Here is a 15,950-nt window from a genome sequence, read left to right on the forward strand (position 1 = left end):
GCAGCAGCCGCTTTGGGGCAATCGCGTCACTATCGGCCGACCAGTTCCGGTCCTTGCATCTTCATTCCCAATACTTGCGGTGCGAAGACCGGAAGAACGCGGCTATTCTGGTTCTCGGGCTTCCGCTGGCCACCACGATTTCCATCTATCAACTCAGGGGGTGGACCGCGTTGCGAAGCGGACTCGCGGGAAGCAGCTCTTTGGGCAGCGGAAGGCGAAGCTCGGGAAGCGGAGCTGGAAGGCCCGATGACGGCGCTGTTTTCGGGCGCAGGCTGGAGTTTGAAAACAATTCCCTCAGCAGCCGTCGAATAGCGGGCTCGACCTTCGCGCAGATGAACCAACTGACCAGGACCAGCATGGTTATACTCGCCCATACCGCCAGGGAGGCATCGACGCCGGCATCGGTCAGGACACGGATCATCGCCGTGCCGGTGACGTTGTGGGTCAGATAGAGCGGGTAGGTGATCAGCCCGAGCGTCCTCAGATAAGCCGGCGCTTCAGGCGAAGCGGTGCCGGTAGCCTGCCGGCTTTTCTTCGCGGCGAAGCCAATGAGCAGCACCGCCGCAGCCCAAACGAGGATCGGCAAGAAGACCGGTTCATCCGAAATGGCGGGTATGGCTTTCAGAAGGAAATCGGAGAAATAGTAGATCTCGGCACATCCGGATAGGCAAGCCACGGCCACGGCGACCCATTCGAGAGTCGTCAGTGTTCTATTCGCCGACATGAACAGCCAAATCCCGAGCGCGAAGAAGCAGCCATGGTTCAACATCCATGTTGCGCCCGGCACGCGGAACATCAGGACCATCCAATAGAGCATGTTGGATTCGAACGCACCCGACAGCACCACCATGGAGAAGGCGTTGAACGCGGCGCTATAGATGGTGAGACCCCAGGCCAGATGCCGCAGCGTGACTTTCTTCGTGAGCAGCGTGCAAAACACCAGCCCATAGAAGGCCATTTCCGCCGCCAGCGTCCAATAGACCGCGTCAAGCCACTTACCGTTGATCCCCTTGGGAATGAGCAGCATTGCCTGAAAGTAGGGAAGAATGAGCTCGGATGCCTTGTCACGCAGAAAGATGAGCAGAATGAGCAAGCTCAACGTGGAGGCAATCCAGACCGCCGGATAAAGCCGCAGTGCACGCCCGAACAGAAACTCCTTTGGGGAAGACTTGCTCGCGGAGTTCGCGATCACAAAACCGGAAATGACAAAGAATATTTCAACGCCCACCCAGCCGAACCACGTGTAAGGCGCGGCGTTCGGAAATTGAACGTCGGCGGCGAATAGCTGCTCAAAGCCCTGAGGGGCGCCGATTGAAGCCCCAGCCCAGGAGTAGAACATCAGGTGAAAAACCGCGACGAAGAGAGCGGCCCCGAAGCGCAGCGGATCCAGCAATGAGAAATAGTTTTTCACGGGAATTCACCAGGTTCATGGAGCAATCCCGTTGCAATTATTGGATCCGTTCAACCCGCTCTTTGACGAAGGTCACACAGCAGCTTGGCGAGGCCTCTGGAGGCGCGGCGACAAGCCAAGCTTGTGGGATTGATGCAGCCATCGGCGGCGTGAATGTATGTCTCGGACTGCGCCACTGAGCGGACCTGGCGAAGGTTTCTGCAGGCGCAAAGCGATCATTGTGCGCGGCGGCCGCGACGGGAGGGGATTCTTTTTTGCCCGCCGCCGGTGTTTGCTCCCCGCGGAGGAAGGGCGATGCGGGGATTCCTGGGAGAGGAGATCCGCGAAGGCGCTTTTTCGGACGTCCACGCCTGGGCGCCCGGTCAGGTCGTGAAGCTCTTCAAGGCCAGCGTCCGCCCACGCAATACCCCAGGTAAACCGGCTGCCCATTCCGACGATTGCATGCGCAGCCAGCCTAATTGATCACATCGTTTGTGATGACCATCACTGATTTCCTGCCAGGAGGACAATAGACCCACTGTTGCCTGTCACCGACTGGCCGCCAAACACACGATCGGATCGACGATCGACTGAGACTGACGAGGAAAAGTGACTATCACCACGGAAAATCAAGCCGTCATCCCTATCCATAAGTTGCAAGGGATTGCCTCATCCATAATCGGGGTAACCTCCATCATTTTCAACTTGCTGCTGGTCGGGATGGTAAAGAGCGGCACCGAACCACCAACGCCCATGAGTACCGCCCTGTCGGTGCTTTCCAACGGAATGCTGTGCGTCAACCTGATTGGAATCGCGTTGGGCTTTTTTGGCGCCAAAGATAGCTCGTCGAGAAAACTCTATCCGCTATTCGGGCTTACCCTAAACGTCGCCATCTTAATGTCCTTCCTGGTGCTGGCCCTTGTCGGACTGTCGATGAAAGCTCCCTGACGTCGTACAGGTGCTGGTCCAATGTCGCTGATGGGCCATCAACGGACCTCGGCGTGCTCAATCGCGATGTCCGCTCTGCGCCAATGAGCCGAATTCGTCAGCCTCACAGGTCACTTCCAAAAAGTGCCGACGGCGACATAGCGGGCTCACTCGATCACTTCGTCGGCGTGGGGACGTAGCGGCCGCGCTGGAGGCTCGGCCCGATGTCGATCATGCCCAGATCCACCAGCGTGCGATGGAATCGGCGCTTCCGTTCGGAAGGCGATGCAAAGTAAGTGTCCCGGCAATGCTCAAGCAGGCTGGCGCGGGTGGCAAATATCGGATCGAGCGGCAGCCCGGCTTGCTGCAGCGCAATGGTGCCAAGGAAAGCAATGTCGAGGTCCGCCCCTGGTCCTGGAGCCAGACGATCGGGGCCAGTGTTTAGCGACTCTATCGCATAAAATGTGCGGAACGCGCGCCGCGGATCGGCGGGGAGCTTGAGTTGCCGATCGATCCGCTTCGCCAATACCGGCTGATGGTCCCCGTAGTGCACGATGAGCATCGGACGTTTTGGAAAATTCGTCGTCAGTTCACGCTTGAGCCTTTTCCAGGTCGAGGCGGTCTCGGCAAGCCTAGCGTAATATTCGGCATATTGAGCATCGGGGAGGCTTGATACGGCAAAGGCGCGTTCCCTCTCGAACTGTCCGGGGGCTGCCAAGCTTCGGGTATGGGGGCCGTGATTGAAGTTGGTCAGTGCATATAGAAAGCGGGGCGCCGGGTCGGCTGCGATGGCCTTCGTGTGGGCCGCGAACGCCGCTTCCAGAAAGATGGCATCGGAATTCGTCGTCTCGAACTGGCGGACGTCGAACGGGGGAGGGAAGTCGTCCGCGAAGATGCGTTCGCCAATGCCAATCGAACGGTAAAATTCATCGTAGCTGAGAAAACTGCGACGGCAGCTCGACGCCAGCATGGTCCTGTACCCAAGCGCAGCCAACGCGTGGGGAAGGCTGTTGTGAAACCGGCCTGCGCCCTGCTTGAAAAGGTAATAGGCCTTTGAACCGAAGCTTGCACTGGAAAGACCGGTCAACAGGCTGAATTCGGATTGCCACGAACCTCCGCCGAAAATGTCGACGTTGAGGATTCCATGGAGGCCATTCCCTGGAGACAGAAACGCTTCGACCGTCGGCTCGATCGGAAGTCCCAAGATGCGGGGATCGAAGATCGATTCATGCTGGATGACGATAATGTCGGGGTAGTCGATGGTGCGCGCCGGGACGGCCGCCATCAGCGGCAACGGGTCATTTGCAATATCGCTCAGCGCCAATCCGCCGGCTTGCCGCCAGGAATGTGGATCAATCAGCGAAGCCATGAAGGTCGAATAGAAGCACCGCCGCTGGGCCGTGATCCGCTGGAAGGCAATGCCGCCGCCGCTCAGGCGGAAGGCCATTGCAACGCAAACAAGCGTAACGCTGAACAAGAAAACTCTGACGTCCAAGGGAACGGACGGACCGGCTCCGTGGGTCAGGGTCGCGATGACAACCAGGATGAATGCGGCAGTGCCGGTCAGAACGGCTAATACGGCGCGCGGATACTGCGATACAAAAAACGGAACGGTGCCCGCAAACATCAGCGGCACGTCGGTGACAGTCAGCTTGAGCGCGCTGTGGTCATGCTTGATCGTCGATGCGGCGGTGATGGCTGCGGCCAGCACGCCGGCCAGCAGCATCGCCCTGTCGAAATCGCCAACGAGAAACGAGATTGCGGCCGCGCTAAGGAACAGCGTCGCGATCGCGAATGGCAGGTGCTCGGCGCTGCGTTCCGCCAGCACAATGACACCGATCGCCGCCAGCAATATCAGGGTCAGGATCATGGGAGCAGGGTAGCCGGAGGTGAGCGGAATTCAACCCGCGTCACCTGCCGGCAGCTTGCGATTTGATCGAGACGCCTAGGCGCATGGCTCGTTTCCGGATGCGTTCCGGCGATCGATCCATCGCCTTTGCTATCTGCTCCAGCGTCCTTTTGGATTTGGCTAATTCCAGTAAGCGACGATCGTCCTTGAAGGACCAGGATTTCCGAACCATCGCCAAAAAGCTTCCTCCGCAGACAAACGGCAAGATCGGTACCCAAGCAGTGAGTATGTCGCCGAAAGTTCCCAAAGGTTCATTGAAGACGGCGCCGCCAGCCTTGGGGAGCAGCCTGACTCAGGCTCTTGAACGCGCCGCTCGCCGTTAGGCATTTCGTAAACGGTTGCGCTGTATCTTGGGGGCAATCGCGGATTGCCCCCAAGGCCCCGCGGGATTTAGTAACCGCGTAGGAAGCCCGCCAACTCAACCTGGCGGGCTTCTTGGTTATGGGAACGTTCCTGGCTGGTCGGCAGTTTGGCGGCGACGGAATCTTGCGAGGAACGGAAACGTCCCGGCATCAGGCCATGCAGCGTAACGACCCGCGTCGCCTTTGTCTTGGGGGGGCGGGGCCGCCTCTAGGGTACGAAGCGGCCCCTGATCGCGCAGTACGCAGGCTAACTGGGGGCCAATCTGCGCGACTGCAGGCCACGCTAGACTTGTTTGGATCGGCCGCAACGAAACTCGCATGTTAAGCTTGATGTCCGTCGCGCAGGTTAATTCTGGAACCCGGACGGCATCAGGTGAACAGGTTAACGCCGCTTTGCGCTTCAGGAGCGCGCCGCTCTCGCGCATGGCCGCGGACATCATGGAGAGCCCGGCGCGACCTTTTTCCAGGCTTCGTAGAGGTCTTCACCGTCGTCGCGAGCGCGAAGCCCCTGCAGTTTCATTTCGCGCTGGTTCGGCGGGCGTGCGAGCTCGACATAGCCACGTTCCGCGGAAAGCCCATAGGGGGCGCCATCCTCGTTGGAATAGGCGTAGTAGACGCTCGATACGCCTGACAGGTACATCGCCGTCAGACACATCGGGCAGGGGTATCCGCTGGCATAGACGGTGCAACCGGAGAGGTCGGTGCTGTCGAGCGCCTTTGCGGCGGCGCGCACGGCCTGCATTTCGGCGTGGGCGGTGGGGTCGCACAAATCGTCAACCTGATTGACGGCGCGGGCGACGATTTCGCCTTGCCGGGTGATCACGGCGCCGAAGGGGGCATTGGTGCGCCGACGGACGTTCTCCATCGCCAGCCGGATCGCTTCGATGAGATGCGCTTCCGCTTTGGGGTCCTGGTCCATTCCAGCCTCCTGTTGTTTCAACTGCCGCGATAGGTAGAGAAAAACCACGGCGAGCACAGCATCGGTACGTGATAATGCTGGGCAGGGTCAAAGATGGCAAAGCGTACCGGAACCACGTCGGACAGCCCGTCGGTCGCCTTGAAGTGATCGCCGACATGGAAGCGCAGTTCAAACTGCCCGGTGCGCGCGGACGCCGCTGGCAGAATGGGCGTGTCGGTCCGCCCGTCCGGATTGGTGCGTGTCTCGTTGAGCAGGGTCGGCGGGTCGGTTGCAACGTCGTAGAGTTCGATCTGAAGGCCGGAAAGCGGACGTCCAGTGGTAATGTCGAGGACGTGCGTCGTGATGCCGGTCATGAAGCAACTCCTTGTTCATTCGGGAAGACGGAAGGCGGCTAGCTGCCACGCGAATAGGTGTAGCTCCATGGTCCGAACTGGATCGGAAGGTGGATGCGCTCGGCAATGTTGACCACGCGGATGCGCACCGGCACCTTCGACAGGAATGGCGGCGTGGGCAGCTTGGCTTCCGTGCGAGAAAAATATTCGTCCACGTGCAGGAGCAGCTCGTAATCGCCGGCTTGATAGGATTCGCCGATCAGCAGCGGCTCGTCCGAGCGGCCGTTGGCGTTGGCAGTGACGGTGCGGATAAGCTTGTAACTCGTGCCTTCCAATCGGGAGAAGTCGATGCGAAGGCCGGCGGCGGCTGCGCCGTGGAAGGTGTCGAGCGCATGCACCGTCAGCCGCGGGCTGACGCCATGCAGCACGATCGGTCCGCTCCCCTGGGCCGGTGCCGCCGGTGTTTGCGCGGCCGCGCCCGCGGGCAAAAGCGCTGTGGCGCCCAGCGCCAGTCCTGACAGCGCGAACTGCCTGCGTGCAGGCTGCAACAAGTCGTCATCCGCCATCTGTTCCTCCCGAAGGTTTGTCCAACACGTTCATCCGTCCACCAGAGCGTCGATGCGCCCCCTTGTAATCAATCCGATCTGCTCGAGTGCGGCGCGGCGCTCCATCTCGGTGGTTTGCGATGTGCGTGCGCGGATCGCCTCGAAGATCTGCTGCTTGGTGTTGGCGCGTACGGCGATGATGAACGGGAAGCCGTGACGCTCACGGTAGGTACGGTTCAAGCCCTGAAGTTCATTGCGCTCCGCGCCGGTCAGCGCGTTGAGACCGGCGCTACCCTGCTCGCCGGTGGACTCGGCCGTCATCGTGCCGGTCTGCGCCTCGCGGCCGGCCAATTCCGGATGACCACACAGGAAAGCGAGCTGTTGTTCCTCGGGCGCCCGGCGGACCACGCCCAGCATGGCGGCATGCAGCGCTGCCACGCTGGCAAACGGACGTTCGGACCATGCACCCGCAGCGACCCATGGCGCGTTCTCGAAGGCCGGCCCGAGCACCGCGACAAAGGCGTCGCGGTCCATCGCATTGAGCGTGGTCAGCTCGAATGGAGGCGGGGCGGCTGACACGGGTCGGATGTCTCCCGGTTGGCGGGCAGGTCAGTGCGCCAGCGCTGCGCCGCCGATCTGCTGCTTGCGGAACGCCGGCACGAGGGCGAGGATCAAGAGAGTCGCGCAGAGTTCAACGGCCGCGACGACGTAGAGGCCCGGCGCGAGACTGCCGGTCGCGGTCTTGATGAGCCCGAGCATCCAGGGCGCGCCGAAACCGGCGAGGTTGGCGATCGAGTTGATCAGCGCCACGCCGCCGGCCGCTGCCGTGCCAGTGAGGAAGCGGTTCGGCATCTGCCAGAACACCGGGATGGCGCTCATGGTGCCGACGATCGCCAGCGTCAGCGCCAGCAGTACGACCATCGCGCTCTGGTTCAGGAAGATGGCGATCACGAGGAGCGATCCAGCGCCAAGTGCGGCGGCCAACGCGCAATGGTAACGCGACTCCTGATGCAGGTCGGAATGATATCCGTTCCAGATCATGCCGGCCGCGCCGCAGAGATAGGCGACGGCCATGATCCAGCCCACGGTGACGGGGCTCGTGAAGCCGACTTCCTTCACCAGCGTCGGGCCGTAGAACGTCAGCGACGAGTTGGCCGCGATGATGCAGAAGAAAATCAGGATCAGCAGCCAGATCCTGCCGTTCTTGAGCGCGGTGAGAAAACCGTGTTCGCGGTCGCCGAGCGACTGCCGGTCACGCTCCATGTCCTCGTGCACCAGCTCGCGCTCGCGGGCTGTCAGCCATTTGGCTTCTTCCGGCCTGTCGGTCAGGTAGAAATACGTGACGATGCCGGCGATGACGGAGGGAATACCTTCGAGCAGCAGCACCCATTGCCAACCCGTCCATCCGTTGACGCCGTTCAGGCCGGTCATGATGTTGCCGGCCAGCGGGCCGCCGATCACGCCGGCGAAAGCCGAGGCCGACATGAACATGCCGAAGGCGGTCGCGCGCCGGTCGTTGGGGAACCAGTAGGTCAGATACAGAATGATGCCGGGATAGAAGCCGGCTTCGAATACGCCGAGGAGGAATCGCAGTGCGTAAAACATGACCGGCGTCTGCACGAACATCGTCGCGATCGACGTCAGGCCCCAGCCGATCGTGATGCGCATGATGGTCTTTCGGGCGCCGATCTTCTGCAGCAGCAGGTTGCTGGGCACCTCGAAGAAGAAATAGCCGAGAAAGAAGATGCCGGCGCCGAAGCCGTAGACGGCCTCGCTCCATTTCAAATCGTCGAGCATGGTCAGCTTGATGAAGCCGATGTTGACACGATCGATCCATGCCAGCACCCACAGCAGCATCAGGAAGGGGACGAGGCGCTGAAATATCCTGCGATATACCCCGTCCAGTTCAGTCGTTGCCCGAGGAGTCATATGTGTCTCCTTTGCCGCGCGCCGGTGCGAAGCCAGCATAATCCGAGTCATGAACAAAGCAAATTCCGTGCCGCCAACTTTCCCGAAAATGCCGCAACAAGGTCGGCATAAAGATGCACGGAATGGATTTGTGCTGGCGGCTTGAAGCTACAGCGTTCCGCGCGGGCGTGGGGTCTGGCCCACCAAATGAGACGTTGGCCCAGGCGCGCCGATATGTTTTGATGACGGTAGCCTGTTCGGGTTGAAGGCCCGACTGACAGGCCCGTGCAAAGCGGCCCGTGGCGGTGCATCTACCTGCCATAGAAAAAGAAAAAACGGGAGGATACGGCAGTGCAAACGCCTGGCCGAACCTTGCTGGCCAAAATCTGGGACCAGCACGTCATCTGTCGCATCAGCGACGATACCGATCTGCTTCACGTCGACCGTCATTTGTTGCATGACCTGGGCGGCTCGCGTGGCTTGCTCGATCTCAAAAGTCGCAACCTGCCGGTACACAATCCAGAGCTGACCTTCGCAACGCCGGATCATGCGATCTCGACGGCGCGCGGACGAGCCGGCACCAGCAAGGTCGGGCTGGAATTGCTGGCGGGCTTGCGGACCGAGACCTCGGCGACCGGCATCCGGATGTTCGATGTCGATGAACCCGGGCAGGGCATCGTCCATGTGATCGGTCCTGAGCTTGGACTCAGCCTTCCGGGCTGCCTGATCGTGTGCGGCGACAGCCATACCTGCACCCATGGCGGGTTGGGGGCGCTGGCGTTCGGCATCGGCTCCAGCGAGTTGACGCATGTGCTGGCGACGCAGGCGCTGATCCAGCGCCGGCCGAAAACCATGCGGGTGCGGTTCGAGGGCCGGCTGCCGGCTGGTGTCACGGCCAAGGATCTCATCCTTGCCCTGATCGGTCATGTCGGCGCCGCGGCCGGCACTGGCTACGCGGTCGAGTATGCCGGCAGCGCCATTCGCGATCTGCCGGTCGAGGGCCGGCTCACCATCTGCAATCTGTCGATCGAACTCGGCGCCAAGATGGGCCTGATCGCGCCGGACGAGAAGACGTATGAATATCTGCGCGGACGGCCCTATGCGCCGCAGGGTGCGATGTGGGAGCAGGCGGTTGCGGCGTGGCGAAAACTGCCGAGTGATCCCGATGCGGTGTTCGACCGCGAAGTCGTCATCGATGTCGAAAAGATTATTCCGCAGGTGACCTGGGGCATCAGTCCGGAACACGTCGTGGGTGTCGATGGTCGCGTGCCTGATCCGGGCGAGGTCGCTGACCCCGCGCGTCGTGCCGCGATCGAGACGGCGCTCGACTATATGGGACTGGTGGCGGGCGCACCGATCGCCGGCACACCGGTCGATTGGGTCTTCATCGGTTCATGCACCAACAGCCGGCTCAGCGATCTCAGGGCCGCCGCCGAGATTGCGCGCGGCCGCAAGGTCGCATCGGGCGTTCGCGCCTGGGTGGTGCCGGGCTCGGAGACCGTCAAGCGCGATGCGGTCGCCGAAGGGCTCGACAAGATCTTTATCGATGCCGGCTTCGAATGGCGCGAGCCGGGATGCTCGATGTGCCTTGCCGCCAACGGTGAAGTCGTTGCGCCCGGCCAGCGCTCGGTCTCCACCTCCAACCGCAATTTTGTCGGCCGCCAGGGCCCGCGGGCGCGGACTCACCTGGCAAGCCCGGCCAGTGCGGCGGCCGCCGCCATCGCCGGCGCCATCGCCGACGTGCGAACGATCGGGCGCTGACATGCCGAAACCGTTCAACACCCTGACAGCAATTGCCGCTCCCATCATGCGCGGCAACATCGATACCGACGTCATCATCCGCATCGAGCGGCTGGTTGGAAACTCCATTCGCGGGACGCTCGGCAAATGGGCGTTCGGTGCGCTGCGCTATCTGCCCGACGGTTCGGAAAACCCCGAATTCATCCTGAACCGGGAGCCCTATCGGCAAGCGGAAATTCTGATCACCGGCCCCAATTTTGGCTGCGGCTCCTCGCGCGAAGGCGCGGTCTGGTCGCTGCAGGAAATGGGCATCCGGGCCGTGATCGGCTCGAGCTTTGGCGACATCTTCTTTGCCAATTGCTTCCAGAACGGCATCCTGCCGATCATCGTCGACAAGGAGATCGTCGACAGCCTTGCCGCTGACGTTCAGCAGACCCAGGGGGCAGGGCGCATCAGCATCGACCTGCAGCAGCAGACGATCATCTCGCCTTCGGGACAGCGGCACGATTTTGCGATCGATCCGCGCCGTCGCGAGGGCCTGCTGGAAGGTCTCGACGAAGTCGCGCTGACATTGCAGCGCGACGACGAAATCCGCGCCTTTCAGGCGGCCGACCGGGCGGAACGGCCCTGGATCCACTTCGCAACAACAACGGCAGGAAATGCGACATGAATGATCGGTCCAACATGATCAAGGTCGCCGTGGTCGGCGGCGAGGGCATCGGCCCAGAAGTGACCGCGCAGTCGCAGCGGGTGCTCAACTGGTTTACAGCGAAGCGTGGTGTTCCCGTGGCTTTGCGCGAGGCGCAATACGGCCTCATTCCCTATCTCGCGACCGGCAAGGTGATGCCGCCTGACACCGTCGAGGCGATGGAGGAGGCCGACGCGATCCTGTGGGGCGCGACCGGCGGGCCGGAGACGAAAGAAGTGCCGGCTGCGGCGCGCAAGGCAGGTAGTCTCCTGGGCCTGCGCAGCAAATACGATCTCTACGCCAATCTCAGGCCGATCGTTGCTCATCCGGCGCTGGCGGATTCGGCGCCGCTCAAGGCCAGCGTGCTGAGGGACGTCGACTTCGTCATCATCCGCGAACTGACCAGCGGCATCTATTTCGGCGAGCCGCGTGGCATCGAGACGCTTGCCGACGGGCAGCGCCGCGGTTTTAACACCGAGCAATACACGACCGATCAAATCCGGCGCGTCGCGCGTTCGGCTTTCGAGCTGGCGCGGACGCGAAAGAACAAGGTCTGTTCGGTCGACAAGGCCAACGTGTTGGAGGCCAGCGTGGTGTGGCGCGAGGAAGTCATTGCGCTGCACGAAGCGGAATATGCCGATGTCGAGCTCACGCACATGTATGTCGACAATGCCGCGATGCAGATCGTGCGCGAGCCCAGGCAATTCGACGTGATGGTGACCGGCAATATCTTTGGCGACATCCTGTCGGATTGCGCGGCGATGGCCTCCGGATCGCTCGGCATGCTGCCGTCGGCCTCATTGGGTCCGGTCGATCGGTTCGGCCGGCGCAAGGCGCTTTACGAGCCGGTCCATGGCAGCGCCCCCGACATCGCCGGCAAGGGCGTCGCCAACCCGCTCGGCTCCATTCTCAGCGTCGCCATGATGCTGCGCATGACGCTCAACCGGGCCGAGGATGCGGACCTGCTGGAAAAGGCCGTGGCGAGTGCGTTGTCGGGCGGCGCGCGAACCGCCGATATCGCCGAGGCGGGCGCAAAACGACTTTCAACGCAGGAAATGGGCGACGCGGTGCTGAACGCGCTGGAGAAAGTCGTGGCAAAGGAAAAGGAGCGCGCGTGATGGCACATGTCACCAGACGTTCGGCGCTGACGGTGATTGCGGCCGGCGGCGCCGCGATCGCCTCCGGGAGGGCATGGGCCGAGGACAAGCCCGGCCGCGCGATCTATCCGGTCGCGGTGCCGGTCTATCAGACGCAATTCCTCGCCGACAAATTGGGGTACTTCAAGGAGGCGGGGCTCGACTGCAAGCTGATCCAGGGCGGCAGCGGGGTCAAGACACGCGAAATTATCGCCTCCGCGCAGGGCGACATCGGCATCGGCGATATCACCCATCCGATGCAGCTCTCCAATCGCGGCCGCAATGGCCGCGTGCTGATGCCGGTCGATACCCGCTCTTCTTCGGTGATGTTCATCATCCGCAAGGATCTGTGGGACCAGGGCATCACCTCGCTGGAGAAGCTGACGGAATGGAAACGTCCCGACGGGCGCAAGCCGATCGTCTCGGTGTCGTCGCTGGGCGGCACCAACCACGTCTGGTCGTCCTATTACATGGAGACGATGGAGCTCGACCAGAAAGTCACCTGGATCGGCACCGGCAATGTCGACACCATGCTGGGTTCGCTGAAGACCAGGCAGGTCGATGTCCTCGTCAGTTCGCTGTCGCTGCTCAACGATTCGAAGGAGCAGGGGTGGGGCGCGCTGCTGTTCGACGGCACCGATGAAGCGATCTGGAACAAGTATATCGGCGGCAAGGTGCCGGTGACGGCGCATTTCACGCTGCAGGCGACCATCGACAAGGACCCGCCCAAGATGCAAGCCTTCGTTACCGCGATCTGGCGGGCGACGCAGTGGCTCAGGAAACATTCGCCCGACGAAGTCTATGACACGATCGAGCCCTATGTCGGCAGCACCTCGCGCCCCGCCAACATCCTCGAGATCACGGCGCTGCAAAAGGTCACGGACTATGATGCGTCGATCGACGCTGCGGCTTTCGCCCGCGGCGAAAAGGTCTGGTTCCGGGAAATGACCGGCATCAAACCGCTGACGCCGGCCGATCTGGTCAGCCCGACCTTTATCGAGGCAGCGCGAAAGGCGTATCCGGCTTGAACGTCCAGAACCTTTCCGCTGGCCTGCCGGATGGACAATCCAGTGTCCAGCGCGTCGACGTCAGGGGATTGAGCAAAACGTTTCAGCTTGCCGGCACCGCGATCGAGGCAGTGCGGGATGTTTCCTTCGGCGTCCGCCGCGGCGAGTTCGTCGCCCTTCTGGGGCCGTCCGGCTCCGGCAAGAGTACCGTTCTCAACATGATCGCGACATTGATCAAGCCGACCAGCGGTCAAATCCTGATCGACGGCGTGCCGGTCGTTGCGGGAAAAGCGACGCCCAATGTCGGTTACATCTTTCAGCGCGACACGCTGTTCCCGTGGCGCACGGTTGGCGACAATATCGGCTACGGTCTGGAGCTGGCCGGCGTTCCGGAGGCTGAACGCAAGGAACGGATCGCGGCCTGCGTGGCGCAGGCGGGCCTGCAGGGCTTCGGACAGGCTTATCCGTCGGCGCTGTCGGGCGGCATGCGTCAGCGCGCGGCGCTGATGCGAACGCTGGTGGTGGAGCCGCAGATATTGCTGATGGACGAGCCGTTCGGCGCGCTCGATACCCATACCAAGATCGACATGCATGACGTGCTGCTGCGGATCTGGGAGCGCGAGCAGCAGACCGTTCTGTTCGCGACCCACGACCTCGGCGAAGCCTTGACGCTGGCCGACCGGATCATCCTGTTCTCGGCCCGCCCAGGGCAGATCAAGGACATGTTCGAGGTGGACTTCGCGCGGCCGCGCGATGCGGTCAAGGTGCGTGAGACGCCGCGCTATGCCGAGCTGTTCCAGCACATCTGGCACTCGCTCGGGGAGGAATTCGTCAAGGGGCGCAGGCCATGAGGAGCCGTCGCATCGGCAATACGCTGGCCTGGCAGATCCTTATCTGTGTCGCTGTGCTGTCGATCTGGCAATGGGGCTATGACCTGCATGCGATCGCCCCGTGGCTGGTACCCGATCTGCTCGATCCGTATTTCGTGTCGAAGCCGTCGCAGATCTTCGAGCATTTTTTGATCCTGAGCTGCCTCAAATCCAAGCTCGGCGTATTCAACGGCTGGTTCAACGGCGACTTTGCCAAATGCATGGCGCGCAACGAGAACAATCTCTGGATCGCGACCGCGATCACGCTGAAGAACACGTTCTTCGGTTTTGTCACGGGCGTGTCGAGTGGCTTTGTCGCCGGCTTGATTCTCGGACGTTCAGACCGGCTCAGCGCGATCTTTCAGCCCTTCATCACGGCGGTGAATTCGATACCCCGGATCGCGCTGGCGCCGATCATCGTGCTGGCATTCGGGATCGGCGACACCTCGAAAATCGTGACTTCGTGGATCGTGGTGGTGTTTCTGGTGTTCTTCAATACGTTCGAGGGCGCCCGTTCGATCGACGAAGGCTTTATCAATGTCGCGCGGCTGCTCGGCGCCAGCGAATGGCAGATCACCCGCACCGTCGTGATCCCCTCGACCATGGCCTGGGTGTTTGCCTCGCTGTCGCCGGCGATCTCGTTTGCCCTGATCGGCGTCATCGTCGGCGAATTCATCGGCGCGGAGCGCGGCATCGGCCGCCTGATCATCGAGTCCGAGGCGCGGGCGGAAGCCTCCGGGATGATGGTCGCGGTGATCGTGCTGATGCTGGTGGGGGTGGCGCTTTCGGCCATGATCTGGCGGTTGCAGGCGCACCTGTTACGCTGGCAGCAGCACAATATGGTTGAGTAGGCCCGATGGCTGAGTAGGCTCGGCTCTGTCGATGCGAGGGAGCGAGTGATGAAAACACGTTGCTGCATCGTTGGCGGTGGCCCGGCCGGCATGATGCTCGGCTATCTCCTCGGACGTGCCGGCGTCGATGTCGTGGTGCTGGAGAAGCACGCGGATTTCTTCCGGGATTTTCGTGGCGACACCGTGCATCCCTCGACACTGCAGGTGATGGACGAACTCGGGCTGATCGATGGCTTTCTCAAATTGCCGCATCAGCGCCTGCAGAGGATGGAGGGCATGTTCGGCGGCGAGACGGTGCGGATCGCGGATCTCGGCCGGCTCAACGTCAAATATCCGTTCATTGCCTTCATGCCGCAGTGGGACTTTCTCAACTTTCTGCGCGAGGGCGGCAAGCGGTTCGCGTCGCTGAAAGTGATGATGTCGACGGAAGCGATCGATCTTCTGCGTGACGGCGATCGCATCACAGGGGTGAAAGCCAGGGCGCCCGACGGCGTGATCGATATCGAGGCCGACCTGACCATCGCCTGCGACGGCCGCCATTCGCTGGTGCGCGAACGCGCCGGCCTCGAAGTCGAAGAGATCGGCGCGCCAATGGATGTGCTGTGGTTTCGCGCCGGCAAGCGGGAAGGCGAAACCGAAAACCTGTTTGCCCGCGTCGATCCCGGCAAGATGATGGTGACGTTCGACCGCGGCGACTACTGGCAATGCGCGTTCGTCATTCCCAAGGGGCAGTATGACGCCGTGAGGGCGAGGGGACTGCCCGCGCTGCTCGACGACATCGCGCGGATGGCGCCGGTCCTGAAATCGGGGCTGTCCGAGGTGAAAAGCTGGGACGACGTGAAGCTGTTGACGGTTGCGGTCAACCGGCTGAAGCGCTGGACGCGGCCGGGGCTGTTGTGCATCGGCGACGCCGCGCATGCGATGTCGCCGATCGGCGGCGTCGGCGTCAACCTCGCGGTGCAGGATGCGGTCGCGACCGCCAATCTGCTCGCGTCACGGCTGACGATGGATGGGGTGCCCGCGGAGGACGAACTCGACGCCGTGCGCCGGCGCCGCGAGTTTCCGGTCAGGATGACCCAGCGGATGCAGGTCGTCGTTCAGAACAACATCGTGAACGCCGCGCTGAAGCCGGGCAATCAGCCGCTGAAAGCCCCATTCGTAATGCGGCTGCTCACTGCCGTGCCCTGGCTGCAGGGCATCACGGCGCGGTTTGTCGGCCTGGGTGTGCGGCCCGAGCATGTGCAGTCGCCGATTCGTGGACCTTAGGGCGCTACCGGCGGAGCGTGCAATAAAAGCCCCTGACGATGCCGGAATGAGGAATAATTAACCAATTTGCCCCGCCAAGTCGCAATCAGGACGTGCGAAGG

15 protein-coding genes are annotated in these 15,950 nt (G+C 62.1%); 8 read left to right on the forward strand and 7 right to left on the reverse strand.

All coding sequences use genetic code 11. From position 1 onward, the window contains the following. Nucleotides 1-148 precede the first annotated feature (148 nt). Nucleotides 149-1,411: an acyltransferase family protein gene (locus ACPPVP_RS21945; protein ID WP_426524324.1), complete on the reverse strand. Its 1,263-nt coding sequence runs from the start codon at nucleotides 1,409-1,411 to the stop codon at nucleotides 149-151. Nucleotides 1,412-1,999: 588 nt separating this feature from the next. Here ACPPVP_RS21945 and ACPPVP_RS21950 point away from each other — a divergent pair. Further along, nucleotides 2,000-2,338 (forward strand): hypothetical protein, encoded by a 339-nt coding sequence (locus tag ACPPVP_RS21950; protein WP_426524326.1) that lies wholly within the window; start codon nucleotides 2,000-2,002, stop codon nucleotides 2,336-2,338. Nucleotides 2,339-2,492: 154 nt separating this feature from the next. On the opposite strand, the gene ACPPVP_RS21955 is transcribed toward ACPPVP_RS21950, so the two are convergent. From ACPPVP_RS21955 to ACPPVP_RS21980, 6 genes are all read right to left on the reverse strand, one after another. Next, nucleotides 2,493-4,169 carry a sulfatase-like hydrolase/transferase gene (locus tag ACPPVP_RS21955; protein ID WP_426524328.1) on the reverse strand — a complete coding sequence of 559 codons (1,677 nt, stop codon included), beginning with the start codon at nucleotides 4,167-4,169 and terminating at the stop codon, nucleotides 2,493-2,495. Nucleotides 4,170-5,024: 855 nt separating this feature from the next. Continuing rightward, nucleotides 5,025-5,507: a nucleoside deaminase gene (locus tag ACPPVP_RS21960; RefSeq protein WP_426524330.1), complete on the reverse strand. Its 483-nt coding sequence runs from the start codon at nucleotides 5,505-5,507 to the stop codon at nucleotides 5,025-5,027. A 17-nt stretch (nucleotides 5,508-5,524) separates the two neighbouring features. Further along, entirely contained in the window at nucleotides 5,525-5,860 is a 336-nt protein-coding gene (gene uraH / locus ACPPVP_RS21965; RefSeq protein WP_426524332.1) for a hydroxyisourate hydrolase, read from the reverse strand. 38 nt (nucleotides 5,861-5,898) lie between these two features. Next, nucleotides 5,899-6,405 (reverse strand): hydroxyisourate hydrolase, encoded by a 507-nt coding sequence (locus tag ACPPVP_RS21970; RefSeq protein WP_426524334.1) that lies wholly within the window; start codon nucleotides 6,403-6,405, stop codon nucleotides 5,899-5,901. Nucleotides 6,406-6,435: 30 nt separating this feature from the next. After that, nucleotides 6,436-6,963, reverse strand: a complete 528-nt coding sequence (gene uraD, locus ACPPVP_RS21975) for a 2-oxo-4-hydroxy-4-carboxy-5-ureidoimidazoline decarboxylase (RefSeq protein WP_426524336.1) — start codon at nucleotides 6,961-6,963, stop codon at nucleotides 6,436-6,438. 30 nt (nucleotides 6,964-6,993) lie between these two features. Continuing rightward, nucleotides 6,994-8,313 carry an MFS transporter gene (locus ACPPVP_RS21980; RefSeq protein WP_426524338.1) on the reverse strand — a complete coding sequence of 440 codons (1,320 nt, stop codon included), beginning with the start codon at nucleotides 8,311-8,313 and terminating at the stop codon, nucleotides 6,994-6,996. Between the two features lie 330 nt (nucleotides 8,314-8,643). Between ACPPVP_RS21980 and leuC the strand changes: the two genes are divergently transcribed. From leuC to ACPPVP_RS22015, 7 genes are read left to right on the forward strand one after another with little or no spacing between them, the layout of a single operon-like run. Then, nucleotides 8,644-10,053 carry a 3-isopropylmalate dehydratase large subunit gene (gene leuC, locus ACPPVP_RS21985; protein ID WP_426524340.1) on the forward strand — a complete coding sequence of 470 codons (1,410 nt, stop codon included), beginning with the start codon at nucleotides 8,644-8,646 and terminating at the stop codon, nucleotides 10,051-10,053. A gap of 1 nt (nucleotide 10,054) precedes the next feature. Then, nucleotides 10,055-10,702: a 3-isopropylmalate dehydratase small subunit gene (leuD, locus tag ACPPVP_RS21990; protein ID WP_426524342.1), complete on the forward strand. Its 648-nt coding sequence runs from the start codon at nucleotides 10,055-10,057 to the stop codon at nucleotides 10,700-10,702. Next, the gene (leuB, locus tag ACPPVP_RS21995; protein ID WP_426524344.1) at nucleotides 10,699-11,838 is read left to right on the forward strand and encodes a 3-isopropylmalate dehydrogenase; all 1,140 of its coding nucleotides are present in this window, start codon (nucleotides 10,699-10,701) and stop codon (nucleotides 11,836-11,838) included. Before leuD ends, leuB begins: the two co-directional genes overlap by 4 nt. Further along, on the forward strand, nucleotides 11,838-12,884 hold the full coding sequence (locus ACPPVP_RS22000; protein ID WP_426524346.1) for an ABC transporter substrate-binding protein: 1,047 nt from the start codon (nucleotides 11,838-11,840) through the stop codon (nucleotides 12,882-12,884). Before leuB ends, ACPPVP_RS22000 begins: the two co-directional genes overlap by 1 nt. Continuing rightward, nucleotides 12,881-13,714: an ABC transporter ATP-binding protein gene (locus ACPPVP_RS22005; RefSeq protein ID WP_426524348.1), complete on the forward strand. Its 834-nt coding sequence runs from the start codon at nucleotides 12,881-12,883 to the stop codon at nucleotides 13,712-13,714. Before ACPPVP_RS22000 ends, ACPPVP_RS22005 begins: the two co-directional genes overlap by 4 nt. Further along, nucleotides 13,711-14,583, forward strand: coding sequence for an ABC transporter permease (locus tag ACPPVP_RS22010; protein WP_426524350.1), 873 nt, complete (start codon nucleotides 13,711-13,713; stop codon nucleotides 14,581-14,583). Before ACPPVP_RS22005 ends, ACPPVP_RS22010 begins: the two co-directional genes overlap by 4 nt. Nucleotides 14,584-14,631: 48 nt before the next feature. Further along, nucleotides 14,632-15,849: an FAD-dependent oxidoreductase gene (locus tag ACPPVP_RS22015; protein WP_426524352.1), complete on the forward strand. Its 1,218-nt coding sequence runs from the start codon at nucleotides 14,632-14,634 to the stop codon at nucleotides 15,847-15,849. Nucleotides 15,850-15,950: the final 101 nt, after the last annotated feature.

Source organism: Bradyrhizobium sp. McL0615 (assembly GCF_049993905.1).
Classification (GTDB): domain Bacteria; phylum Pseudomonadota; class Alphaproteobacteria; order Rhizobiales; family Xanthobacteraceae; genus Bradyrhizobium.